Consider the following 22,538-nt stretch of genomic DNA (forward strand, 5'->3'; position numbering starts at 1 on the left):
CCCGGCAGTTCGGCCGGTCACCGGTCATCCGCCGGCGTGCGGCCGCAAGGGGTCGTCGCCCAGGTCACTGGTGTGGGTCTCCTTCAGGAACCACACGCACAGCGCGGAGACCAGGGCGACCACCACGATGTAGCCGGACACCGGCACCGACGAGCCGGTGGAGGCGACGAGCTGGGTGGCGAGCAAGGGCGTGATGCCACCGCCGACGATGCCGCTCGCGTTGTAGGCCACGGAAGCGCCGGTGTAGCGGTAGCGGGTGGCGAACATCTCGGGGAGGAAGGCGCCCATCGGGCCGTACAGGGCGGCGAAGGCGAGCATCCCGACGGACATCGCGAGCCCGATCAGCAGGGGCTCACCCGTGTTGATCAAGGCGAACATCGGGTACGCCCACAGCGCGGCCAGCACCCCCGCGCTCAGGCAGACATTGCGGCGGCCGACCCGGTCGGACAGGACGGCCAGCAGCGGGGTGGCCAGGCCCAGGACGAGCGCCGCGGCCATCGCGCACAGCAGCAGCATGTCCTTGTCGAGGTCCAGGACCGTGGTGCCGTACGAGAGCGCGAAGGTGGTGATGGTGTAGAAGAGCGTGTGCGCGAGGATGAACGCGCAGGTCGCCAGGGTCAGGGTGGTGCCCTGACGGCGGACCACGTCGACGATGGGCGCTTTGGCCCGCTCATGCTGTTCCAGCGCCTTCCGGAACACCGGTGTTTCGGCGATCCGCATCCGGATGTAGAAGCCGACGACCACCAGCAGCGCGCTGGCGAGGAAGGGGATCCGCCACCCCCAGGACTCGAAGGCCGCGTCGTCCATCACCCGGCCCAGCAGCAGGAACGAGCCGCCCGCGGCGATGAAGCCGATGGCGGGGCCCATCTGCGGGAAGCTCGACCACAGCCCTCGCTTGTCGCGGGGCGCGTACTCGGTGGCCAGCAGCACCGCGCCGCCCCACTCGCCGCCCAGTCCCACGCCTTGCAGGAACCGGCACAGCACCAGCAGTACCGGTGCCGCGATCCCGACGTCCCGGTAGGTGGGCAGCAGTCCGATGGCGACCGTTCCCGTCCCCATGACGAGGAGGGAGGTGACCAGCATCGTCTTGCGGCCGGTGCGGTCCCCGAAGTGGCCGAAGATCACTGCGCCGATCGGGCGGGCGACGAAGCCGACACCGAAGGTGGCGAACGCGGCCAGGGTGCCCGCGAGCGCGGAGAAGGTGGGGAAGAAGAGTTTGCCCAGGACCAGCGCGGCGGCGGTCCCGTAGATGTAGAAGTCGTAGAACTCGATGGCCGTTCCGACGAAACTGGCGACCGCGATCCGCGCGGTGGACACCGTACGGACGGCGGGTGGGGCGATGGTGGACATGGCGGCGGCTCCCGAATGACCTTGGACTGCGGTCGGAGTATGGGGTGCGGCGGCGGGGCACGCCACCGTTGCCTGTCGGGAATCAGCCGGATGCTTTCCTCTCTTTGTCGAAATGCGAGCGAGGGCCGTGGCTCACCCGTGGTCGGTCGCACGCATCAGCGCGTGGAGACGGAGCCCCAGGTGGAGGGCGAGCCGGTGGTCGCCGTCGGCCAGGTCGAGCCCGGTGAGTTCCGTGATCCGCTGCAACCGGTAGTAGAGCGAGGTGCGGTGGAGGTGGAGGGCGTGCGCGGTGCGCGGGGCCGAACCTCCGTGGTCGAGGTAGGCGGTGAGGGTTTCGGTGAGACGGCCCGACGGGTCCCGGGCGAGGAGGGTACGCAGCGGTCCGGGCAGCAGCGCGGGGGTCAGGCGGTCCGGCGGGAGCAGCGACAGCGGTGCCAGCGCGCCCAGTTGTTCCCACTGGACGATGCCCTCGCCGCCGGGCCGCACACCGGCCGCCCGGGCGGCACCGATGGCCTGCTCGTACGACATCCACGCCGCTTCGGCGCCGCCTTCCACGGTCTCGCCGATCCCCGCGACGCACTCCGCCGTCCCGGCCAGCACCGACCGCGCCTGGTCGAGGAGGGCCGACGCGCGGGCGCGGAGCGGCTCTTGACGCATGGGGCGGTCGGAGAAGGTCAGCAGGACGCCCTGCGGGCCGGTGAGGCAGAACTCGGTGCGCCACGACCTGTCGGCCGCCACCCGCTCCAGCCCCGTCCGAAGCGCCACCTCCACCGCTCCGGCGCGCATCGCAGGCGGGTCGCCGGCGATCCGCGCGACGGTGACGGTGGCGTAGCGGGACGACGGCAGCCATCCGGCGCGTGCGAGGGCGTCCCGTCCGGTTCCGCGCGCGGTGGCCGACGGGCTCAGCAGTTGGCGCAGCGCTCCTTCGCGGGCCATGCGTTCGGTGTCGCCCGCGGCGAAGTCCTGGTACATCAGGGGCGCGAGGGTGTGGGTGGCGGCGGTGACGGCGTCGATGCTGGAGCCGGGAAGGGAGCCGTCGGGGTCGATGACGATGAGCAGGCCCAGCAGTTGGTGCCGCCACCGGATCGGTGCGCACAGCCGTGCCCGCATGCCGAGGTCTGCGCGCGGTGGGATGACGCCGGGTTCGGTCCAGCGGTCGACGCCCTGGGCGAGGATGTGACCGGCGGCGGCGCTCCCCGCGTCGCGCTGCAGTACGGCGCGCACCCGCACCCGGTCCTCGTCTCCGAAGTGGCGGCTGGCGCAGAGGATGTGAACGCGTGGATCGTTGACCGCGACGGAACGGCCTATGCGCTCCGCCACCTCGTCCACGACCTCCTGGAGTCGGCCTCCGAGCATCGTGCGCTCCCTCCCACCGGACGCTGCCGCTGTCCCTGGAAGATCATTACGCATGTTCGCGGCCAGGTGAAGGGCTATGACCTGGCGTTTTCTACAGATCGAGGATCCGGTACGGCAGGTTTGCGACGGCCGTCGGTGGTTCGGGCGCGCCTCGGCGCCCCAGGATCGGGCCATGCGCAGGGGACGACGACTGGCCGACCGCACCGCACTCGTCTTCGGGGCCGGCTCCAGCGGTGGCGGAGTGAGCAACGGCAAGGCGGCCGCGCTCGCGTTCGCCCGGGAGGGCGCGCGTGTCGCGGCCATCGACATCGACGCCGACCAGGCACGCCGTACGGCCGAGGCGATCGTGGCCGAGGGCGGTGAGGCGCTGGCGCTGACGGCCGACGTGACGGTCGAGGAGCAGGTGGCCGACGCCGTCGCGGCGGCCGAACGCGCCTTCGGCACGCCGACGGTGCTGCACAACAACGTCGGCGTGGCCCGCTTGGGCGATGTCACCGAGCTCGATCTCGCCGCGTGGCGGTCCGCCCTCGCGGTCAACATCGACGGTGTCTTCCTGACCTGCAAGCACGTGCTGCCGCGGATGGTGGCGGCGGGCGGCGGAGCGGTCGTCAACGTGTCGTCGATCGCCGCGATCCGCGACACCGGCTACCCGTACCCCAGCTACAGCGCGGCGAAGGCGGCGGTCGACCAGCTCACGGTCGCCCTCGCGCTGCGTTATGCCGCCGAGGGCATCCGCGTCAACGCCGTCCTTCCGGGGCTGATCGACACCCCGCTGGTGGCCCGGCAGATCGTGGCCGGTGCGGATGACCCCGAGGCCGCGCTCGCGGCCCGCCACGCGGCGAGCCCGACCGGGCGTATGGGCAGCCCCTGGGATGTCGCGGCGGCAGCCGTCTTCCTCGCCTCCGACGAGGCGGCGTACGTCAACGGCGTGTGCTTGCCGGTGGACGGCGGCCTCACGGCGCGCTGCGCGACACCTTGACACCTCGTCACCCGTGCCTTGTCGTAATACCCGCACAAAGTCGAACGCCCCCGCACAGCAACGCACGGACGACGAGGAGTACGAACATGACGTTACCCACCCGCAGACGCCGGGCCATGGCCGCCGCCCTGGCGGCCGTCACCTTCACGGTGGGCGCGCCGGTCGCGGCGCAGGCGGCCGGGTCAACGAAGGCACCGGCCGCTCAACAGCGGTCGACGCAGGCCCAGTTGGCGACCATCACCTGGACGCTGCAGAGGGCCTCCAACCCCACCCCGGACCAGCAGGACGCGTACAACCGCATCACCGCGGCCATGAACGCCGCGGTGGCCCGCTACAACAACCTCAGTGACCTGGGCAAGAACATCACCGTGCAGTACGACCCGGGTGTTCCCACCGCGGACGGCAACATCAACGGGACCATCCGCTTCGGCAACCGCTCCTACATGACCGAACGCACCGCACTGCACGAGATCGCGCACACGATCGGCGTCGGCACGAGCGGCCGTTGGGCCTCGCTCACCAGCGGCGGAACGTGGCGTGGCGCGGAGGCCACCCGGCTGGTCAGGCAGTACGACGGCGCCAGTGCCACGCTGTCCGCCGGAGGCGGCCACTTCTGGCCGTACGGCCTGAACTACGACAACGAGTTCTCCCAGACCGCCGCCGACCGGCACGTCAACATCGTCGCCGCGATGGTACGGGACGGCCTGTAGCGGGCCTGGTGGCCCGTCATTCGGCGTGGCCGTAGTCGGGCAGGACCAGGCCGGTGTTGACGGCGCGGAACTCGGCTCCCGTCAGCGCGGCAGGGTTGCGCAGGGCCTCGTTGCGGGCGTCGAGCATGTCCCGGGTGCCGGGAATCATGACGGTGCCGCCCGAGGTGGCGAGGGCCTGGTTCTGCTCGGCGAAGGAGCGCGCCGTCCGCTCGTAGGCGGCGAAGGCGTCCGTGTGGTCGGCGTGGGTGGCCAGTTCCCCGGCCAGGATGTACGCGCTGACGAGGGCGACACTGGAGCCCTGGCCGGAGAGGAACGAGGTGGCGTGGGCGGCGTCGCCGACGAGGGCCACGCGGCCGCGTGCCCAGGTGGGCATGTGGATCTGGCTGACGATGTCGAAGAACAGGTCGTCGGCCTCGCGCATGGCGGCCACCAGGCGCGGGATGTGCCAGGTGCGCTCGGGGAACGTGGAGGCGACGAGGTCGCGCTGGGCCCCGGGGTCGCGGAAGGCGTCGAAGGGCGGCTCCTCCCGCCTGAAGACCAGGAACCCGTGCACGGGGTCGCTGGGTTCGTGGGCGTAGAGGACGGCCGCCCTGCCGGGGGCGTTCCAGATGACTGCCTCGTGTGCGAGGCCGAGGTCGTTGGGGAGTGTGAAGCCCGCGAAGGTGTGGCCGAGGTAGCGGTGGAACTGCTCCTCGGGGCCGAAGACCAGACGGCGGGTGTGGGAGTGCAGCCCGTCCGCGCCGATGACCAGGTCGAAGGTGCGGTGGGCGCCGCTGTCGAAGGTGACCTCGACGCGGTCCCCGCGGTCGTCCAGGGTGGCGATGGAGTCGTTGAACATGAACTCGGCCTGGTCGCGGACCGGGTCGTAGAGGGCGTCCGCCAGGTCGCCGCGCCGCACTTCGAGGTCCAGGCCCTCCGTGCCGCCGGTGATGGCTTCGGGGCGGACGGAGCCGACGAGGCTTCCGTCGGCGTCGACGAAGGAGAGCTTGCTGGTATCGACGTGTGCTTCGCGCAGTCGCGGAAGCAGTTCCATGCGGTCCGCGACGTCCCGGGCCGTGCCGCGGATGTCGATGGGATAGCCGCCGCTGCGGATCGTGGATGCCTTCTCGACGACGGTGACCTCGAAGCCGTAGCGGTTGAGCCAGTAGGCGAGGGACGGACCGGCGATGCTCGCGCCGGAGATGAGGACCTTGCGGTGCGCGGAGTGGTTCATCGGGGGCTCCTTCCGTGGAACGACCCCGCTATATCTACCTACCTTAGGTATCTTTTTTCGGGGCGACCGCGATGCTACAGATACCTAACTTAAGTAAGCAAGTGCGGAGCGAGCGCTCCTCGGCCTCAGCCCAGCAGCTCCAGGATGGGCGCGAGCCCTGCCGGGCGTTGGTCGACCGGCAGATGGTCGACGAAGCGCACCGGGCACCCCAACGCCTCCGCACCGCCGTCCGCGGCGCGGTTGTCACCGACCATCAGCACGTCGGAGGGTGCCAGGCCGAGCGCGTCGCATGCGGCGCGGAAGATGGCGGGGTCGGGCTTCCGCGCCCCCAGCTCGAAGGAGAGCACATAGGCGTCCACCAGCCCATCCAGCCCATGGGCCCGGAAGACGGGCCGCAGATCCCAGCCGATGTTGCTGACCACGGCCACCGGGATCCCGCGGCGGCGCAGTTCGCGCAACGTCGCCTCGGCGTCGGGGTAGGGCCGCCAGGCGGCGGGCGCCTTGTGACGGTCGTAGAGCGCCTGTATCAGCTCCGCCCTCGGCAGCCCGGCCTCCGCGATCAACCCGCTGTAGGCCGCCCGGTGCTGATCGGCGCTCAGGTCCCGTTCGCGCCACAGCCTTTCGAGGCGCGCGGGAATCCGCCGGGGCGCCGGCCCGCCCGGCAGCGCTCCGCACTCCGTCAGCCGCCGCACCCAGTCGGCGAACTCCTCGCCGTCCACGGAGACGGCGGTGTCCGCCAGGACCGCGCCGAGCCACTCCTCGACCGACTCGCTGCGCATCAACGTTCCGGAGAAGTCGAACATCACGCCGCAGACCATGCCCGTCATCGTAAGCCGTTGAGGATGCCACCGGAACCGCGTTCGGATCCCGCGCCACTCATTACGCCTGAGGTAATCGACGCCTCTCCCCTCCCCCAGCAGGATCAATGGCACCGGCCGAACATCACGCCGGCATCTGGCCGCAACCTCGAGGAGAGCGCCATGTCCATCAAGGCCACTGACGCCACGGCGAGTTCAGCCACCGCCGCATCCGTCGCCGAGGCCACCCGCGCCGTGGTGCAGGAGTTCCTCGCCGCCCGGGCGGCCGTGGACACCCGGCGGCTCGCCGGGCTCTTCGCCGAGGAGGTCGACTGGCTGCTCGCCGAGAACCCCACAGTGCCATGGATCCGCCCGCGGTCCACTGCTGCCGAATGCGCCGCCCAGTTCACGGAGCTGATGGAGCACATCGTGCCCGAGGACGCGCGCGCCTCCGTTGACACCTTCCTGGTCGACGGCACCGACGCTGTGCTGGCAGGGCACCTTTCGGGGACCGTTCGCGCGACGGGAAAGTCCTTCGAGGGCCCGTTCGCGCTGCGTCTCACCGTCGAGGACGGCCGCATCACCCGGCACCACCTCTACGAGAACAGCCTGTCGATCGCCGAGGCCTGCACCCCGGGATGAGGCTCGCGGAAATGCCGCACCGGGCCTTACGCGGCGATCCGTACGCGATCGCTTTCCTTGTCGGACAGGAACGATGCCAGGGCCTGGCCCTCCTCGGTGACGGCCGTGTGTTCGGCTCGGGAGAAACCGCGCAGCGGGGTGACGGTCACGGTGCCCGCGTCGACCGTCCAGGTCGCGGCGACCCGGCCGTCCACCAGGAGGACGCGGGCGCCTGTGACGGACAGGCCGCGGTGGGCGTCGTCGATGATGCGGCTTCGGTCGTGGTAGCCGAGGATCGCGTTGTCGAACGCCGGGAGGAACCGCACCGGGGCGGGGGTGTCGGGGTCGGGGCGTGGCGCGTCGGGCAGGTCGAGCAGTTCGCGGCCGCGCGCGTCGCGGAAGGTGACCAGCTCCGCGCGGAGGGCGGCCACCGCGGCGGGCAGTCCGGCGAGGCCGCACCAGGCGCGCAGGTCGGCCGAGGCTGCGGGGCCGAACGCGGCCAGGTAGCGGCGTACCAGCGCCTCGCCGACCGGGTCGGTTCCCTCAGCGGCGGGCGGGTCGATCTCGCGGCCCAGCCAGCGGGACAGCGGGGTGTTGCGCACCCCTGACTTCGCGCGCCACAGCCCGCGCGGCGGCAGCTGCACGACCGGGACGAGGGCGGCGATCGCCATCTCGCCCAGGGCCCTCGGGCTCGGCGCGGGCCAGCGGTCGGCGAGTACCCGCGCGACCTCGGCCATCGAGCGGGGCTCGCCGTCGGCCAGCACCGCGCGGGCCGCGGCGGCGAGTTCGTCGAGGTCGACCCCCTCCATCTCGCGGCGGTAGGCGGCCATCGCCCGCTGACGCAGCATGGTGTCGTGGCGCGCTCGCCACGCCAGGACGTCGTCGGCGGTGAGGAGATGAACGGTGCGGCGCATCAGGTGGGTCCGCACCACGCTCCGCCCGGTCAGCAAACCGTCCAGCGCCGCCGGGTCGAACGCGCGCAGCCGCGACCAGAGACCGGTGAACGGTTCCTGCGGCTCCTGCGCCTGCAGCCCGCCGAGGTGCGCGACGGCGTCGAGGACCGGTAGGTCGGCGCGGTCGAGCAGCAGTTGCCGGGCCAGCGTCGCGCGGCCCAGCGCCCGGTTGTCGAGAACGGTCATCGGCTTCCTTCGGTTCCGGTCGCTGTCGGGTGCGGGACCACGATCGCAGGGGATGCGGTCAGGGTGTGACCGCATCCCCGACCGCGTCCCCCGACTGCATCCCCGACCGCGTCCCCCGGCCGCGTCCTTACGGCAGCTCCGGGCCGTGGTACTCGCCCATCGCGTCGATGAGCCAGCGCGCCAGGTAGTCGGCGAACGAGGACCGCGGCAGCAGCCGGTACGTCGGCGCGTCGTCGACCTGCCAGAGCAGCACCGCGACAGGTCCCACCGTGGTCGAGACCGCCTGGCCGGGGCCGAAGGCCCGGGGGTGGAGGTCCAGGGGGCAGCCCTTCTCCAGCACCTGCCGGGCGGCCGGGCCGCGCAGCTCCAGCGTGGTGCGGTTCGCCGAGACGTCCACGGCCGACCCCGGGTCGCCCGCGAGTGCTTCCCGCAACTCGGCGGCCACGGCGTGTCCGTCGGCCCGGGACACCACCAGCCACTCGTCGGGGCCGAGCCACAGGACCTTGTGGGGACCGGAGGCGGTGGTGTCGCCGCACCGGCGCGGGAGCGGCACGCCCAGGGTCTTCTCGACGCGGCCGGCCGTCTCGGAGGCGGGGGCGACGCGCAGGTTCACCATGGCGACGAACGGCCGCTCGCTGAGCGTGACGCCCCGCGCGCCGGTGACGGCGGCGGCGCGCATCCGCTCCTCCAGGTGGGCCAGGGGGCTGGTGCGCAGTGCCACCGGGCCCGCGCCCGCGTCGGTCGTCGGCTCGGTCGGCTCAGCCATCTCGCTTGGTCCCTTCGGGGTCGTACAGGGCACAGTCGGCCACCTCGACGGGCACCAGGTCCTCGCCCACCGGGGCGAGCAGGGTCTGGCCGATCCTGGCCCGCCCGTCGGCGACGAGGGCGAGGGCGAAGGGGCGGCCGAGGGCCGGGCTGTGGTAGCTGGAGGTGACGTGGCCGAGCATGGGCACCGGCCCGGCCTCGGGGGTGATGGGCACGTCCGGCGCGACGAGCTGGGCGCCTTCGGGCAGCCGGGTCCTGCGGTCGCTCGGCAGCAGGCCGACCAGCTGCTTGCGGTCGGTGCGGGAGGTGTCGGCGCGGGAGTAGGACCGCTTTCCGATGAAGTCCTTCTGCTTGGAGACCACCCAGGACATGCCCGCGTCCTGCGGGGTGACGGTGCCGTCGGTGTCCTGGCCGACGATGATGTAACCCTTCTCGGCCCGCAGGACGTGCATGGTCTCGGTCCCGTACGGGGTGATGTCGTACGGTCGGCCGATCGCGTACACCTCCTCCCAGACCGCCCGGCCGTACCACGCGGAGACGTTGATCTCGTAGGCGAGTTCACCGGAGAAGGAGATCCGGCAGATGCGGGCCGGGACGCCGGAGGCCAGGGTGGTCTCGCGGAAGGCCATGAAGGGGAACGCCTCGGCGGACAGGTCGACGTCCGGCGCGAGGTGGGCGACGACCTCGCGGGAGCGGGGGCCGACGACGGCGATCGTCGTCCACTGCTCGGTCACCGAGGTGCAGTGGACGTCGAGGTCGGGCCACTCGGTCTGCAGCCACTCCTCCAGCCAGTCCAGGACCCCGGCGGCGCCGCCGGTCGTGGTGGTCATGAAGTAGCGGTTGTCCTCCAGGCGCAGCGTCACCCCGTCGTCGAAGATCATGCCGTCGGGCTTGCACATCACGCCGTAGCGGGCCATGCCGGGCTTCAGCTTCTTGAAGCCGTTGGTGTAGATACGCCCCAGGAACTCGCCCGCGTCCGCGCCCCAGATCTCGATCTTGCCGAGGGTGGTGGCGTCCATGAACGCCACCCCTTCACGGGCCGCGCGGCACTCGCGGGCCACGGCCGTGTCCATGTCCTCACCGGGCCGGGGGTAGTACCGGGGGCGCTTCCACTGCCCGACGTCCTCGAACACCGCGCCGTGCGCGAGGTGCCAGCCGTGGACGGAGGTCGTGCGCTCCGGATCGAACAGCTCGCCGCGCTCACGCCCGGCGAGGGCGGCGAAGCCCACCGGCGTGTACGGCGCCCGGTAGGCCGTGGTGCCGATCTCGCCGGGTGACGCGCCCGCGCCGAGCGCTTCGGCGATGACACCGATCGCGTTGACGCCGGACGTCTTGCCCTGGTCGTTCGCCGTGCCGAGCGAGGTGTAGCGCTTGACGTGCTCGACGCCGCGCATACCGGCGCCGACCGACCGCCAGACGTCGGCGACCGGGACATCGCGCTGCAGGTCGACGAAGTGGGTGTCCCAGGTGGCGGGTTCGCCCTCGGAGGCGGGGACGAGCCACAGGGCGCGCACCGGGCCTGAGCCGCGGGCATCGCCGGACGGCGGTGCGGGCACGGCAACCGGGAATCCGGCGTCCGTCGCGGCCCGGGCGCCCGCCCGCGCCCCTTCGGCCAGGCAGCCGTCGAGGCCGTACGTCCCGCGGGCCGCGCCGACGACCTGCTGGTCGCGTACGGCGCCGTCGGGCACGAAGGCGGCCGGCTCCTCGTCCCAGCGCACCCGGCCCTGGCGCTGGCTGTGCAGATGCACCACCGGGCTCCATCCGCCCGAGACGGCCAGCAGGTCGCAGTCGAACGACTCGGGGGCGCCGGTGAGCCCGCCGTGGCCGTCGAGGGCCCGGACGGTGACGCCGGTGAGGCGGCTCCCGCCCGTGGTGTCGACCACCGCGCTGCCCGTCAGCACCCGCGCCCCGGTGGCCACGGCGACCTCGGCGGCCCGGTGGGACAGTTCGGGGCGGGCGTCCACCACGGCGGCGATGTCGATCCCGGCGGCGTGCAGATCGGCGACCGTGTCGTAGGCGCTGTCGTTGGTGGTGCTCACCACGGCCCGCGAGCCCGGGGCCACGGCGTACCGGTTGAGGTACGAGCGCACGGCCGCGGCGAGCATCACCCCGGGGCGGTCGTTGCCAGCGAAGACCAGGGGACGCTCGTGGGCGCCGGTCGCCAGGACCACTTGGCGGGCCCGGATGTGCCACAGCCGCTGCCGCGAGACGCCTCTCGACGGCTCGGGGGTGTCGGCGCCGAGGTGATCGGTGCGCCGCTGCAGGGCCAGCACATAGTTGTCGTCGTAGGCGCCGAACGCCGCGGTGCGCGGCAGGACGACGACCTCGGGGGCGGCGTCGAGCGCCGCGCGGACCTCGGCGGCCCAGGCGAGGGCGGTCTGCTCGCCGACCGTCTCGGTGCGCCCGGAGAGCAGCGAACCGCCCGGTTCGGGCCGCTCGTCGAGGAGGATCACACGGGCGCCGGAGCCCGCGGCGGCGGTGGCGGCGGCGAGCCCGGCGGGTCCGGCGCCGACGACGAGGACATCGGTGTGGACGTACTTCTTGTCGTAGACGGCGGGGTCGGGGGCCGGGTCGAGCCGCCCCATCCCGGACAGCGTGGTGGCGGACAGGCCGTCGTACAGCTCGGCCGTCGTCGCGGGCAGCATGCCCTCCGAGCACGGGCCGTCGATCTGCACCAGGGCGTTGGGCTCCTCGGCGCCCGCGGTGACGATGCCGCGCGGGCGGCCCCGGTAGATCGACGGGGCGACCTCCACGACCCCGTTGGCCAGCATCGCCGAGGCGACGGTGTCTCCGGGGTGGCCGGTCATCTCACGGCCGTCGACGGTGAACCGCAGCACGGTGCCGCGGTCGACACGGCCCCCGTCCGGGAGCCGGAATGGCTGGTCGGTCATCGGTTCCCTCCGGCCTGCGGCAGTTCGGGGCGGGGCTCGTCGAGCCGGTAGGCGGCCAGTACTTCGTAACTCGCGGTGTCGCGCAGGAGGTTGAACCAGCGGCGGCATCCGGTGCTGTGCATCCACCGCTCGGCGAAGGGCCCCTTGGGGTTGTCGCGGTAGAAGACGTACGCGGCCCACTGCTCGTCGGTGAGGTCCGCGGTGTTTCCGGGGTAGGGGACGTGGGCCTGGCCCCCGTAGTGGTATTCGGCCTCGTCGCGAGGACCGCACCATGGGCAGGTGATCAGCAGCACGGGGTCTCTCCTCAGTGGGCCACGGCCGCGGCGCCGTGTTCGTCGATCAGTGCGCCCGTCGTGAAGCGTTCGAGGGCGAACGGGGCGTTCAGCGGATGCGGCTCGCCCGTGGCGATGGTGTGCGCGAAGGTCCACCCGGCGGCCGGGGTGGCCTTGAAGCCACCGGTGCCCCAGCCGCAGTTGACGTACAGGTTCTCCACGGGGGTGGCACCGATGATCGGGGAGGCGTCCGGGGTGACGTCGACGATGCCGCCCCAGGTGCGCAGCACATGCGCCCGGGCAAAGACGGGGAACAGCTCGACGGCGGCCGCCATCTGGTGCTCGATCACATGGAACGAGCCGCGCTGCCCGTAGCCGTTGTACGCGTCGACGCCCGCGCCGAGCACCAGCTCGCCCTTGTGCGCCTGGGAGACGTAGACGTGCACATGGTTCGACATCACCACGGTGGGGTGCACCGGCTCGTGCAGCTCGGAGACCAGCGCCTGCAGCGGATGCGACTGCACCGGCAGCCGGAAACCGGCCAGCTCGGCCAGGACGCTGCTGTGCCCGGCCGCCGCGAGGCCGACCCGGCCGGCGAGGATGCGGCCGCGGTTGGTCTCCACGCCCACGGCCCGGTCGCCGTCCTTGAGGAAGCCGGTGACCTCGCAGCCCTGGATCAGATCCACGCCCAGCTCGTCGGCCCGCCGGGCCAGCGCCCAGGCGACGTGGTCGTGCTTGGCGATCCCGGCCCGGGGCTGGAAGGTGGCGCCGAGGACCGGATACCGGGTGCGGGGCGAGACGTTGAGGATGGGGCAGACCTCGGTGACCTGCTCCGGCTCCAGCCATTCGGCGTCGACACCGTTGAGGCGGTTGGCGCCCACGCGGCGCACGCTGTCGCGGACGTCCTGCAGGGTGTGTGCGAGGTTGAGGACGCCGCGCTGGCTGAACAGGAAGTCGTAGTCCAGCTCCCCCGGCCACCGCTCCCACAGCCCCAGCGCGTGCTCGTAGATCGCCGAGCTCTCGTCCCACAGGTAGTTCGAGCGGATGATGGTGGTGTTGCGCGCCATGTTGCCGCCGGCCAGCCAGCCCTTCTCCAGGACGGCCACGTTGGTGATGCCGTGGTTCTCGGCGAGGTAGTAGGCGGTGGCCAGGCCGTGGCCTCCCGCGCCGACGATGATGACGTCGTAGGAGGAGCGCGGCTCGGGGTTGCGCCAGAGGAAGTCCGGGTGCTCCGGCAGCGGCTGGGTGGTCATGCCGCGTCTCCGTTCAGCTGGGGATGTTCAGGTGGGGGTAGAGGGGGAACGCGGTGGCGAGCTTGTCGACCCGGTCGCGCAGCAGGCCCGCCTGCTCGTCACCGAACCGCTCGTCCTTCAGGGCCTGGGCGATGATGTCGGCCACCTCCCGGAACTCCGTCTCGCCGAAGCCGCGGGCGGCCAGCGCCGGGGTGCCGATCCGCAGCCCCGAGGAGACCATCGGCGGACGCGGGTCGAACGGCACCGCGTTGCGGTTGACGGTGATACCGACGCGGTGCAGCCGGTCCTCGGCCTGCTGCCCGTCGAGCGCGGAGCCGCGCAGGTCCACGAGGACCAGATGGACTTCCGTGCCACCGGTCAGCACCGTGATCCCGGCCTCCGCCACATCGTCGGCCAGCAGCCGTCCGGCGAGGATGCGGGCACCGGCCAGGGTGCGCTGCTGTCGCTCGGTGAACTCCTCGCCCGCCGCCACCTTGAAGGCCACCGCCTTCGCCGCGACGACGTGTTCCAGCGGGCCGCCCTGCTGGCCGGGGAAGACCGCGGAGTTGATTTTTTTGGCCAGGTCGGCGCGGCTGAGGATCACACCGCCGCGCGGGCCGCCGAGCGTCTTGTGCGTGGTGGTCGTCACGACGTCGGCGTACGGCACCGGGCTCGGGTGGAGGCCCGCGGCCACCAGCCCGGCGAAGTGCGCCATGTCCACCATCAGATACGCGCCCACCGCGTCCGCGATGCGGCGGAACGCGGCGAAGTCCAGCCGGCGGGGGTAGGCCGACCATCCGGCGACGATCATCTTGGGCCGGTGCGCGAGAGCGAGCTGCTCGACCTCGTCCATGTCGACGCGCATGTCGGACTCGCGCACGTGGTACGGCACGACGTCGTACAGCTTGCCGGAGTAGTTGATGCGCATGCCGTGGGTCAGATGACCGCCATGCGCCAGGTCCAGGCCGAGGATCGTGTCGCCGGGATCGAGCAGCGCGAACATCGCCGCCGCGTTGGCCTGGGCGCCGGAGTGCGGCTGGACGTTGGCGGCCTCCGCGCCGAAGAGCTGCTTCACCCGGGCGATGGCCAGCCGCTCGATGACGTCGACGTGCTCGCATCCGCCGTAGTAGCGGCGGCCCGGGTAGCCCTCGGCGTACTTGTTGGTCAGGACCGAGCCCTGGGCCTCCATGACCGCGGACGGAGCGAAGTTCTCCGAGGCGATCATCTCCAGGGTCGACTGCTGACGGTGCAGCTCGGCGTCCACCGCGGTGGCGACATCCGGGTCGAGTTCGCTGAGCGGGAGGGAGAGAGCGGAGGTGACCGTGGTGATCGACGGGTTCGTTGCCATCTGTGCACCATCCTGAGAGCCAACTAATGGGCAACTGATATATCAGCCTCTGCGGTAAGGTATGGGAGCTCGCTGGACAGGTCAAGGGGGTTTCATGCCGCACGTGGCGACCGAGCCGAGGGGCGAGGAGCTGTCCCTCGCCGAGCGCGCCTACCGCGCCATCCGCGACCGGCTCGTGATGCTCGAGATCCGCCCGGGCGCGCCGATCAACGAGGACCAGCTGGCGCACTCCCTCGGCGTCGGACGGACGCCGGTGCGCGAGGCGCTCAAGCGGCTCCAGTACGAGCGCCTGATCACGACCTACCCCCGGCGCGGCACCTTCGCCACCGAGGTCAACATCACCGATCTGGCCCATATCTCCGAGGTGCGCCAGGAGCTGGAACCCCTGGCCGCCGCCCAGGCCGCGCGGCGCGCCACGGCCGCGGACCGCGAGGCCCTGACGGCCGCGCTACGGGAGCTGGAGAGCGTGGACGCCGGCCGGCACGGAGCCGATGAGCTGATGCGCCTGGACCTGCAGGTCCACCGCGCCATCTACGCCGCCACGCACAACCCGTACCTGGAGGACACCCTCGTCCGCCACGACAACCTGGCCACCCGCATCTGGTGTCTGTTCATCGACCGGCTGTCCGACATGGCGGGCCACGTCGAAGAGCACGGACCGCTGATCGAGGCGATCGTGGCCGGTGACCCGGAGAAGGCGGCACAGCTCGCCCGCGATCACGTCGAGGGCTTCGAACGGGCCATTCGCGACGCGATCTGAGACGACGCCGCGGGCATCGGCCGACGTACCGTGCGCGTCAGTGCCCGTCAGTGCGCGGCATCCCGGGGATCGTCCCGGCGCAGGCGGGGCCGGCCCGCCAGGGTGGTCCACAGATGCGGGGCGGCGTCGTCCTCGGGGAGCTGGGCGATCATGAAGCGGACACAGCGTTCGATCTTGACCCGCCACAGGCGGGCCGCCTCGTTGCCATCGGCGTCGCGCAACGCCTCGTAGACGACGGTGTCTTCGTCGGTGATGGTGTCGCACGCCTGGCTGTAGTCCATGTCCAGCACCGTGACGAACAATGCGCAGCCGGGCCGTGAGGCGTTCGAAGGTCCGGGCCGCCTGCGGGAGGTCCGCGGTGCGGGCGAGGGCGTCCTGGAACCACAAGTCGACTTCGCGCACCCGCGCGTGGTCGCCGTCCCGGGCGGCGGCGCGGACCTCCGCCAGGGCGGCCGCGGCCGGGGCGAGGCGGCCGGGCCCGAGCATGGCGACGCGCCGGATGAGCAGCGCGCCCAGGCTGGCGCGCAGGGCGTAGAGGTCCAGGACGTCCTTCGCCGTGACGGCGGGGACGGCGGTCGCGCCGCCCGGGAGCAGGTCGAGCATGCCCTCCTCGGCCAGCGCCCGCAGCCCCGCGCGGACGGCCCGGCGCGAGAGGCCGAGGCGGCTCGCGAGCGGCGCTTCCCGGACGCGGTCACCGGACCGGAGGGGACCGGCGAGCAGGGCGTCGCGCAGCAGCCCGACGGCGGGGTCGGTGGTGATGGGGGCTCCGGGCGGCGCGTCGGGGGATGTGACCGGGGTCTCCGCCGGGATGGCGGCGTGGCCGGATGCGCACGCGTCCTGGGCGTTCGAGTCGTTGTCAGGGCCGCAGATGGCCCGGGCCTCGTAGGCCGGGCGCGGCACGGCGATCCGGGTGAAGGGCGCCGCTGACGGGGTCCAGGTGGTGGACCAGGTCAGCAGCGCGTCACGGAGGCGGGGCACACCGGGCGCGGCCTCGCGAGGGAGCTGGGCGCCGGCGGCGAAGAGGCGCCCGGCTTCGTCGGTCCACGCCTCCGGGCCGGGTACGTGGTGCCAGCGCAGCCGGGAGGACACGGCCGCGTCCGGCGGTTCGGTGGCGCCGCGGCCTTCCGCCGGCAGGCCGTACGCCATCACGTGCACCACTCCCCCGGTGTCCGCCGTCGGCGCCACCCGCTCCAGGAACGCGCGCAGGGCCACGTGGTCCGTCCAGGGCGTGTCCGCCGCGTGCCGCTCACCGCGCAGCGCCGCGAAGGCGCAGGCCACGGCCAGTACGTGGGGCACGTCCCGGTCCTGGCCGAAGAGCCGGGCCGCGGAGGTGGCCGGGGTGGTCGCCGCGGAGGCGCGTACGGCCCGGCCCCGTCCCGTCCGGGTGGTCACGGCGAGCACGCACACCGGTGGCGCGATGAACAGACCGACCACCTCCTCGGCGCGGCCCGGCAGGGACCAGGCCCGGCGTGGCCCGGCCGTGGCGCCGGCCCCCGGCTGGACGCGGTAGGCCCGCCAGATCCGGCTCACGGTGCTCTGGCTCAGGCCGGTTTCGGCGGCCATGGAACGGGTCGACCAGGTCTGTCCGGCGCCGGGCGGTGGCGGGGTGAGGGTGCGGACGAGGGCGTGGGCCACGGTGTCGTCGTCCGCCACGGGAGGCCGCCCGGGCCGGGGTTGCTCGTCCAGACCCGCCAGCCGGTCGGCGAGGAAGCGGGCACGCCACTTGCCGACCATGTCGCGGGAGACGCCGAGACGCGTGGCCACACCGGTATTGGTGGGCTCGTCCTCGCAGGCCAGCACGATCCGCGCCCGTAGCGCCCGGGCCTGCGAGCAGCTGCGGCTGCGGGTCCACGTCTGCAGTGCGGCCCGTTCGTCCTCGGTGAGGATCACGGCGTCGCGGGGGCGGCCGACCATGGCGGCAACCGTAGCCGAACTTCTGATTCGCAGGCACCCCGGTGCCGGGTCGGATGCCGCGGGCATTGTTGGCCGCCCTTGGCCTTCACATACTTCGTTGCCATCCGGCGGCCACGCTGCCGGCGTCCCCAGGAAACCGTGAGGTCGCCACCTCGGACCGCGGTGTGTCCGGCCCGGGCCGCCCACGCCAGGGCGGTGACCGGACCTCCGGCACCGACGACACGACATCAACCCCGACCTGGACCGGACGGCCCTTCCACGGGCCCGTCCGGGAACCGCTCCCGGAGGCTGTGATGACCGCAAACGCAGGAAACAAAGTGGATGACGCGCCCCTTTCGCCCTTCCACAAGAAACTGGCGGTTCACCACGAGGGTGATGTCGGCGGGGGTGGCACCGGCCGCCGCCAGCGCGGCCGGGAGGGCGCGGCGGCGGGGCCGGTAGTGGGCATCGGTCTCGGGGCTGCCGGCGCCGATGCCCGTGTCGAAGAGGAGCAGACCCCGCTCGTGCCGCACCAGATAGCCGAGAACCGGCTCGACCCGCGGGTGCGGGCCGCCCGTCTCCGAGGACGGACGGATGAAACAGCCGAGGTCGAGCCGACGGATCCGGATGTCGTTCACCATGGCCCCAGCGTGGCAGGCCGCCCCTCGGAGCGGCGCCCGCCTCTGCCGAGAGCAGAGACGGGCGGACGTACCTCAGGTCTGGTCCGGGATCCGCTGACGAAGGACACCGCGTACGCAGCAGACGGCGGGGCCGGGCCGGGGCCCGGTCCCGCCGCTGCTATCCGACCGCGGTGGTGGCCGTCAGGAGCGTTTGTCGATGGTGATGAACGGGTCCCATTGGAAGTACCCCACCGGATGCTGGTCGCTGTCCAGGAGCTGGAAGTAGAAGCGGTATGTGACCCGGCCGACCTTGCGGACGTCCGCCTCCCAGTAGTGGTCCTGGTAGTCCTGGGTGACGAAGTCCGGCTGATCGACGGCCCCGTCCTTCGGCATCGGATAGGTGCCGTCGCCTATCACGATCCGCGGCTTGCTGATGAGTGGATCGCTGCTCACGTACCGGTACAGCAAGGCGCAGTATTCGCTGTTGAGCGACAAGGTCGTCTCGCGCCACCTGATGATGTCCCGGGGATTGGCCCGGAAGTTCAGCTCGGCTCCCGAGGTGCCGACGACGCGGTCGTGACGCGTCGTCATGTAGATCAAGTCGTGGTCGACCTGGGTCGGCGCGTCGGGGTTCCGCGACGCGTTGGGGTAGCGCTGGGCGATGGTGAACGCGTCGAACGCGATCATCACGTTGATGAACTCGGACATGTTCCTAACCCCTTTTCTGTTGCACCTTGTACGCCATCGCCCGCGGGTAGTCGTGCCGGTGCAGGCGGACGCGGACCAGCAGTGGTCCGGCGTTGAGCGGGTCGGTGGGGTCGGCGAGGCGGGCCAGCAGCTCGTCCAGCTCCGAGGTGTGCGCGATGCTGATTCCGTTCGCCGGGGTCTTCTTGCCGGAGAAGACCTCCGCGAGGCGGTCGTAGTGCCACGGGTGGAGGACGTTGTAGAAGTCCGCGTCGTCGGTGGCGTCGTCGGCGTAGTAGGAGGGGTGCACCAGCATCTGCTCGATGCCGTAGAAGTGCCCGTTGTCCATGACGAACACCACCGACCGCAGCCCGAGCCTGGTGTGGGTGGAGATCTCCTGGCAGGTTTCCTGGAAGGCGCCGTCTCCGACGAACACCATCGGGCGGGCGTGCTCGCGCCCGGGGGCGAGCGCGGCGCCGGTGGCCGCGCCGACGGACCAGCCGATGGACAGCCAGCTGATCTGTGACAGGAACCCGCCCGCGGGCAGGCTCAGGTTCATCGAGCCGATGAGGGAGAACGCGGCATCGGAGACGACCGTCCAGTCCGCTTGTGTCTCATGGCCCAGGAAGTGGTTGATCCGGTCGAACACGCCGTCGTAGGTGAGCCGTTCGTCGTGCCGGGACCGCGAACCGCTGGTGCGGAGGGTGGCGCGGTGGTTACGGAGGCTGGCGGGGCGGTCGCCGGGCGCGCCATGGTGGGCGTGGGCCTCGGCGTAGTAGTCGGCGGCCAGGCCTCCGGATCCGAAGCGCTTCACCAGCGCGTCCTGGAGGGCGGGCAGCAGCCGCTCGAGCTGGACGTCGGGGAAGTAGCGGGTGCCGACGCCGACGCCGCCCTGGGCGGCCATCACCCAGTCGGTGCCGACGCACTGATCGCCGCCGAGGTTCTTCGACGTGGACCAGGCGCCCAGGCCGATCCGGCAGGTGGCCCAGTCCTTGAAGATCCAGTGCACATCCGGGTGGCTGGCGTCTCCGTTGTAGACGCCGTGGAACTGCCGCAGGTCCTCGTCGACGACGGCCTTGGCGCCGACGGTGGTGCAGAAGGGCACTCCGGTCGCGTCGGTCAGGTCGGTGAGCTGGTCGCCGAGGCGGAACCGGTCGATCTCCTCACCGGCCCACACGATCGGGCGGGGCCTGCCGTCCGGGCCGGGGTGTTCGTCGATCAGGGTGAGGACGGCGTCCACCGCGCTGTCCAGCATGGTCTGGTTGCGGGTGCTGAACGGCCGCTCACGGCGGACGAGGGGCTGCTCGGCGGCGGCGCAGGGCTCGTCCCACAGATCCTCCATGACCTCCAGGTAGACGGGCCTGCGCTCGGACAGGCAGGCGGTGAGCGCGGCGTCGATCTGGCCGGGGGCGAGGCCCGGGTTGGAGATGACCTGCGCTTCCACGGTGACCTGCCGGTAGACGTCCAGGTTGCTCTCCCGGCGGGGGCTCATATGGGAGGTGAGCATGCCGAGGGCGCGGTAGTTCTGCCACTGCTCGTAGGGCGGGCAGGCGTTGATGGCGACGAGCGGGATGTGCTCGACGTAGGCGCCGCCGCAGGCGCCCAGCAGGTTGAACGCGCCGACGCTGTAGGTGACCGCGGCCGCGCCGATGCCGTGGACGCGGGCGTAGGCGTCGGCGGCCTGGCCCGCGCCGCCCTCGGTGGGGGTGCCGACCCACTCGACGTCGCCCTCGTCCCGCAGGGTGGTGAGGAACGGGCCCAGGTGATTGCCGGGGACGCCGAACAGATGGGTCATGCCCAACTCGGCCAGGCGGCGGGCCAGATAGCGGGCGACCGTGCACTCGGGGAGGATCGCGGTCATGAGCGGCCCTCCTGGTCCGGGCCCGGGGTGGTGACCCGTGGGGCCTGGTGGACGGCGGTGGCGGCGCGGACGGCGCTCTCCAGGGCGCCCTCGATCCAGGCGTGCTTGAGGGAGGTGTGCTCCCCGGCGAAGTGGACGGGGCCTTCGGGGCGGGAGACGTCCAGGTGGAAGCTGGTCATCTGGTGCGCGGTGTAGATGGCGGCCTCTCCGAACGCGTACGGGTCGCGGGCCCAGCTCTTGGTGGCGCCCCGGCCGGTGAAGAACACCTCGATGCGGCGGCCGTGCAGGGCCTGGAGGTTGCGCAGGGCGTAGACGTAGCGCTCATCGCTGCGCATGGAGTCCCAGCGCGCGGCGTCGTCGGACCAGGAGTACGAGGCGAGCACCACGCCGCCGGTGCTGCCCTCGACGCGGTGCGAGGGGTAGTACATGAACCGGTTGGGGTTGTCGGTGGCGGAGCCCCCTCCGAAGCAGTGGGAGGCGGGGCGGACGGCGGGGCCGCGCAGCGGCATGGTGCTGTTGAGCCGCCGCATGTCCTCGGTGACGCTGCTGTCCTTGACCGCGGCGCCGAGCAGGTCGGCACCGGCCTCGGCGAGCAGGGTGGCGGGGGCGGCTCCGGCGTCCCGTTCGCCGTTCAGCTGGTAGTGCTCGTAGAGGCCGGGGGCGATGCTCTCCAGCTCGTTGCGCCAGTCCTGCTCGGTGAACTCCCACCACCGGTGGCTGAACTCCAGCAGCACCTTGGTGGCCTGGTCGTAGTGGGTCTCGATGATGGCGCGGCGCTTCTTGTACGACATCGAGGGGACGATCTCCACGAAGCGCAGGGCGGAGAACGGGATGGTGACGATCGCCAGGTCCGCGGTCCACCGGCGCGGCGGGGCCTGCGGGTCGTTCTCGGCGACGGTCTGCACGGCCACGCCCCACCCGTCGGGTCCGACGGCGTCGGTGCCCTCGGGGGCGGCATCGCGGCTGGGGTCGTGGTATTCGAGGCGGATCATGCGGTGGCCGGGCTTCACCTCGTCGCGCAGGCCCTGGTGGAGGGCGTGGGGCAGGCGCCAACTGCCGCCGGGTATCTCCCAGTAGCGGACGCCGGGGTTGATGTCGCTGCGGCTCAGGAAGCTGTGGAAGAAGGAGAGGTGCAGCCGCGAGGACATGTTCTCCAGCGTTCCGACGGCCTCGATCGCCTCGTCGCTGAGCCCGCCGCAGTCGCGCAGGAAGCCGCCCATGGAGTAGCCGTCGAAGTCGCGGATCACCCGGGCCCAGCCCTCGACCCACTGGTCGAACGGCTTGTTGACGCGCCGCCCGTCGACGATGTCGGAGTAGTAGTCGCGTACGTACTCCAGCGCGTCGTCGGCCATCTTCACGACGGGGGCGCGTACCTCGTCGTCGGTGAGGTGGAAGCCCTCGTTGATCCGTTCGGGGGCGGTGTTGTAGTCGGCACGCCGCACCTGGACGCGGTTGGCGCGGATCCAGGAGTTGCCGCGCTTGTCGGGTTCGCGGAAGCCCGTGTCGGCCTCGCCGTGGGTCCAGGTGTGGCCGGTGAAGGACGTGTACGTCACCGGGGGCACCGCGACGCCGGGGCCGCTGCCGGTGGAGGGGTCGATGTCCACGTTGTAGAACTGCCGGCGCCCGAGCCCGAGCTTGTCGACGAGGGCGAGGACGAGCGGATGGAAGTCGGGCAGCCGCATGGCCCCGGCCTCGGCGTACTGGGCGGAGTCGTCGAACGGCTGTTGGTGCTTGGTGGCGCGGAAGGTCTTGATGCGTCCGCCGACACGGCTGGCGTTGGCCTCCAGGATGGTGACGTCGTGACCGGCGTCCTTGAGCAGACGGCCGGCGACGAGGCCGGTGATTCCGGCGCCGATGATGAGGATCTTCTTGCGCGGGTGCGGGGTGGCGCCGAGGTCACCCGTGTCGATCAGAGTCCGCAGATAGCCGAGCTTGAGATCCTCGTTCTCCGGCCCGATGAGGAGGAGTTCGCGGGCGAGCCGAAGACACGTCTGCCAACGTGCACGAGTGGCGGAGTTACCGCCAGGAGTGTCGGTCATAGCCTGCG

At 71.9% G+C, this 22,538-nt stretch carries 19 protein-coding genes and 3 pseudogenes; 5 read left to right on the forward strand and 17 right to left on the reverse strand.

What is annotated here, in order from left to right; translation table 11 throughout:
- Positions 1 to 24 precede the first annotated feature (24 nt).
- Positions 25 to 1,350, reverse strand: a complete 1,326-nt coding sequence (locus ACFZCY_RS13980; protein WP_391172289.1) for an MFS transporter — start codon at positions 1,348 to 1,350, stop codon at positions 25 to 27.
- A gap of 132 nt (positions 1,351 to 1,482) precedes the next feature.
- Complete coding sequence (locus tag ACFZCY_RS13985) at positions 1,483 to 2,706, reverse strand: helix-turn-helix domain-containing protein (RefSeq protein ID WP_391172291.1); 1,224 nt, start codon at positions 2,704 to 2,706, stop codon at positions 1,483 to 1,485.
- 172 nt (positions 2,707 to 2,878) lie between these two features.
- On the opposite strand from ACFZCY_RS13985, the gene ACFZCY_RS13990 reads away from it, so the two are divergent.
- Positions 2,879 to 3,685 carry an SDR family oxidoreductase gene (locus ACFZCY_RS13990; RefSeq protein WP_391172293.1) on the forward strand — a complete coding sequence of 269 codons (807 nt, stop codon included), beginning with the start codon at positions 2,879 to 2,881 and terminating at the stop codon, positions 3,683 to 3,685.
- Between the two features lie 86 nt (positions 3,686 to 3,771).
- The gene (locus ACFZCY_RS13995; protein ID WP_391172295.1) at positions 3,772 to 4,395 is read left to right on the forward strand and encodes a hypothetical protein; all 624 of its coding nucleotides are present in this window, start codon (positions 3,772 to 3,774) and stop codon (positions 4,393 to 4,395) included.
- A gap of 16 nt (positions 4,396 to 4,411) precedes the next feature.
- Here the strand turns inward: ACFZCY_RS13995 and ACFZCY_RS14000 are convergent, their stop codons facing one another.
- A complete protein-coding gene (locus ACFZCY_RS14000) occupies positions 4,412 to 5,608 on the reverse strand; it encodes an FAD-dependent monooxygenase (protein ID WP_391172297.1) in 1,197 nt (398 codons plus the stop codon).
- Positions 5,609 to 5,733: 125 nt separating this feature from the next.
- Positions 5,734 to 6,426, reverse strand: coding sequence for an HAD-IA family hydrolase (locus ACFZCY_RS14005; protein ID WP_391172299.1), 693 nt, complete (start codon positions 6,424 to 6,426; stop codon positions 5,734 to 5,736).
- Positions 6,427 to 6,588: 162 nt separating this feature from the next.
- Here ACFZCY_RS14005 and ACFZCY_RS14010 point away from each other — a divergent pair, with 162 nt between their 5' ends.
- Positions 6,589 to 7,047 (forward strand): nuclear transport factor 2 family protein, encoded by a 459-nt coding sequence (locus ACFZCY_RS14010; RefSeq protein WP_391172301.1) that lies wholly within the window; start codon positions 6,589 to 6,591, stop codon positions 7,045 to 7,047.
- Between the two features lie 26 nt (positions 7,048 to 7,073).
- On the opposite strand, the gene ACFZCY_RS14015 is transcribed toward ACFZCY_RS14010, so the two are convergent.
- From ACFZCY_RS14015 to glyA, 6 genes are all read right to left on the reverse strand, one after another.
- Positions 7,074 to 8,165, reverse strand: coding sequence for a DNA glycosylase AlkZ-like family protein (locus ACFZCY_RS14015; RefSeq protein WP_391172303.1), 1,092 nt, complete (start codon positions 8,163 to 8,165; stop codon positions 7,074 to 7,076).
- A 127-nt stretch (positions 8,166 to 8,292) separates the two neighbouring features.
- On the reverse strand, positions 8,293 to 8,931 hold the full coding sequence (locus ACFZCY_RS14020) for a sarcosine oxidase subunit gamma family protein (protein WP_391172305.1): 639 nt from the start codon (positions 8,929 to 8,931) through the stop codon (positions 8,293 to 8,295).
- Positions 8,924 to 11,821 carry a sarcosine oxidase subunit alpha family protein gene (locus ACFZCY_RS14025; protein ID WP_391172307.1) on the reverse strand — a complete coding sequence of 966 codons (2,898 nt, stop codon included), beginning with the start codon at positions 11,819 to 11,821 and terminating at the stop codon, positions 8,924 to 8,926. Before ACFZCY_RS14025 ends, ACFZCY_RS14020 begins: the two co-directional genes overlap by 8 nt.
- Positions 11,818 to 12,114 carry a sarcosine oxidase subunit delta family protein gene (locus ACFZCY_RS14030; RefSeq protein WP_391172309.1) on the reverse strand — a complete coding sequence of 99 codons (297 nt, stop codon included), beginning with the start codon at positions 12,112 to 12,114 and terminating at the stop codon, positions 11,818 to 11,820. Before ACFZCY_RS14030 ends, ACFZCY_RS14025 begins: the two co-directional genes overlap by 4 nt.
- Before the next feature lie 11 nt (positions 12,115 to 12,125).
- A complete protein-coding gene (locus ACFZCY_RS14035) occupies positions 12,126 to 13,346 on the reverse strand; it encodes a sarcosine oxidase subunit beta family protein (protein WP_391172311.1) in 1,221 nt (406 codons plus the stop codon).
- 13 nt (positions 13,347 to 13,359) lie between these two features.
- On the reverse strand, positions 13,360 to 14,673 hold the full coding sequence (gene glyA / locus ACFZCY_RS14040) for a serine hydroxymethyltransferase (protein ID WP_391172313.1): 1,314 nt from the start codon (positions 14,671 to 14,673) through the stop codon (positions 13,360 to 13,362).
- Between the two features lie 94 nt (positions 14,674 to 14,767).
- Here glyA and ACFZCY_RS14045 point away from each other — a divergent pair, with 94 nt between their 5' ends.
- Positions 14,768 to 15,433, forward strand: coding sequence for an FCD domain-containing protein (locus ACFZCY_RS14045; protein ID WP_391172315.1), 666 nt, complete (start codon positions 14,768 to 14,770; stop codon positions 15,431 to 15,433).
- Positions 15,434 to 15,480: 47 nt separating this feature from the next.
- On the opposite strand, the gene ACFZCY_RS14050 is transcribed toward ACFZCY_RS14045, so the two are convergent.
- Together ACFZCY_RS14050 and ACFZCY_RS14055 are read right to left on the reverse strand one after the other, a co-directional pair.
- Positions 15,481 to 15,714: a hypothetical protein gene (locus ACFZCY_RS14050; RefSeq protein WP_391173698.1), complete on the reverse strand. Its 234-nt coding sequence runs from the start codon at positions 15,712 to 15,714 to the stop codon at positions 15,481 to 15,483.
- Between the two features lie 10 nt (positions 15,715 to 15,724).
- Positions 15,725 to 16,579: pseudogene (locus ACFZCY_RS14055) on the reverse strand (GntR family transcriptional regulator); the annotation flags it as partial.
- A 19-nt stretch (positions 16,580 to 16,598) separates the two neighbouring features.
- On the opposite strand from ACFZCY_RS14055, the gene ACFZCY_RS14060 reads away from it, so the two are divergent.
- Positions 16,599 to 16,943: a hypothetical protein gene (locus ACFZCY_RS14060; RefSeq protein ID WP_391173701.1), complete on the forward strand. Its 345-nt coding sequence runs from the start codon at positions 16,599 to 16,601 to the stop codon at positions 16,941 to 16,943.
- A 17-nt stretch (positions 16,944 to 16,960) separates the two neighbouring features.
- Here ACFZCY_RS14060 and ACFZCY_RS14065 read toward each other — a convergent pair.
- The 5 genes and pseudogenes from ACFZCY_RS14065 to ACFZCY_RS14085 form a co-directional block, all read right to left on the reverse strand.
- Positions 16,961 to 17,575, reverse strand: a pseudogene (locus ACFZCY_RS14065) (helix-turn-helix domain-containing protein); the annotation flags it as partial.
- 131 nt (positions 17,576 to 17,706) lie between these two features.
- Positions 17,707 to 17,967, reverse strand: a pseudogene (locus ACFZCY_RS14070) (N-acyl homoserine lactonase family protein); the annotation flags it as partial.
- Positions 17,968 to 18,147: 180 nt separating this feature from the next.
- Complete coding sequence (locus ACFZCY_RS14075; protein WP_361472610.1) at positions 18,148 to 18,654, reverse strand: inclusion body family protein; 507 nt, start codon at positions 18,652 to 18,654, stop codon at positions 18,148 to 18,150.
- Positions 18,655 to 18,658: 4 nt separating this feature from the next.
- Positions 18,659 to 20,491 (reverse strand): thiamine pyrophosphate-binding protein, encoded by a 1,833-nt coding sequence (locus ACFZCY_RS14080; protein ID WP_391172318.1) that lies wholly within the window; start codon positions 20,489 to 20,491, stop codon positions 18,659 to 18,661.
- Positions 20,488 to 22,530 (reverse strand): FAD-dependent oxidoreductase, encoded by a 2,043-nt coding sequence (locus ACFZCY_RS14085; RefSeq protein ID WP_391172320.1) that lies wholly within the window; start codon positions 22,528 to 22,530, stop codon positions 20,488 to 20,490. The genes ACFZCY_RS14080 and ACFZCY_RS14085 overlap by 4 nt, the downstream gene beginning before the upstream one ends.
- Positions 22,531 to 22,538: the final 8 nt, after the last annotated feature.

Origin of the sequence: Streptomyces sp. NPDC007983 (assembly GCF_042958345.1) — a bacterium.
GTDB lineage: Bacteria > Actinomycetota > Actinomycetes > Streptomycetales > Streptomycetaceae > Streptomyces.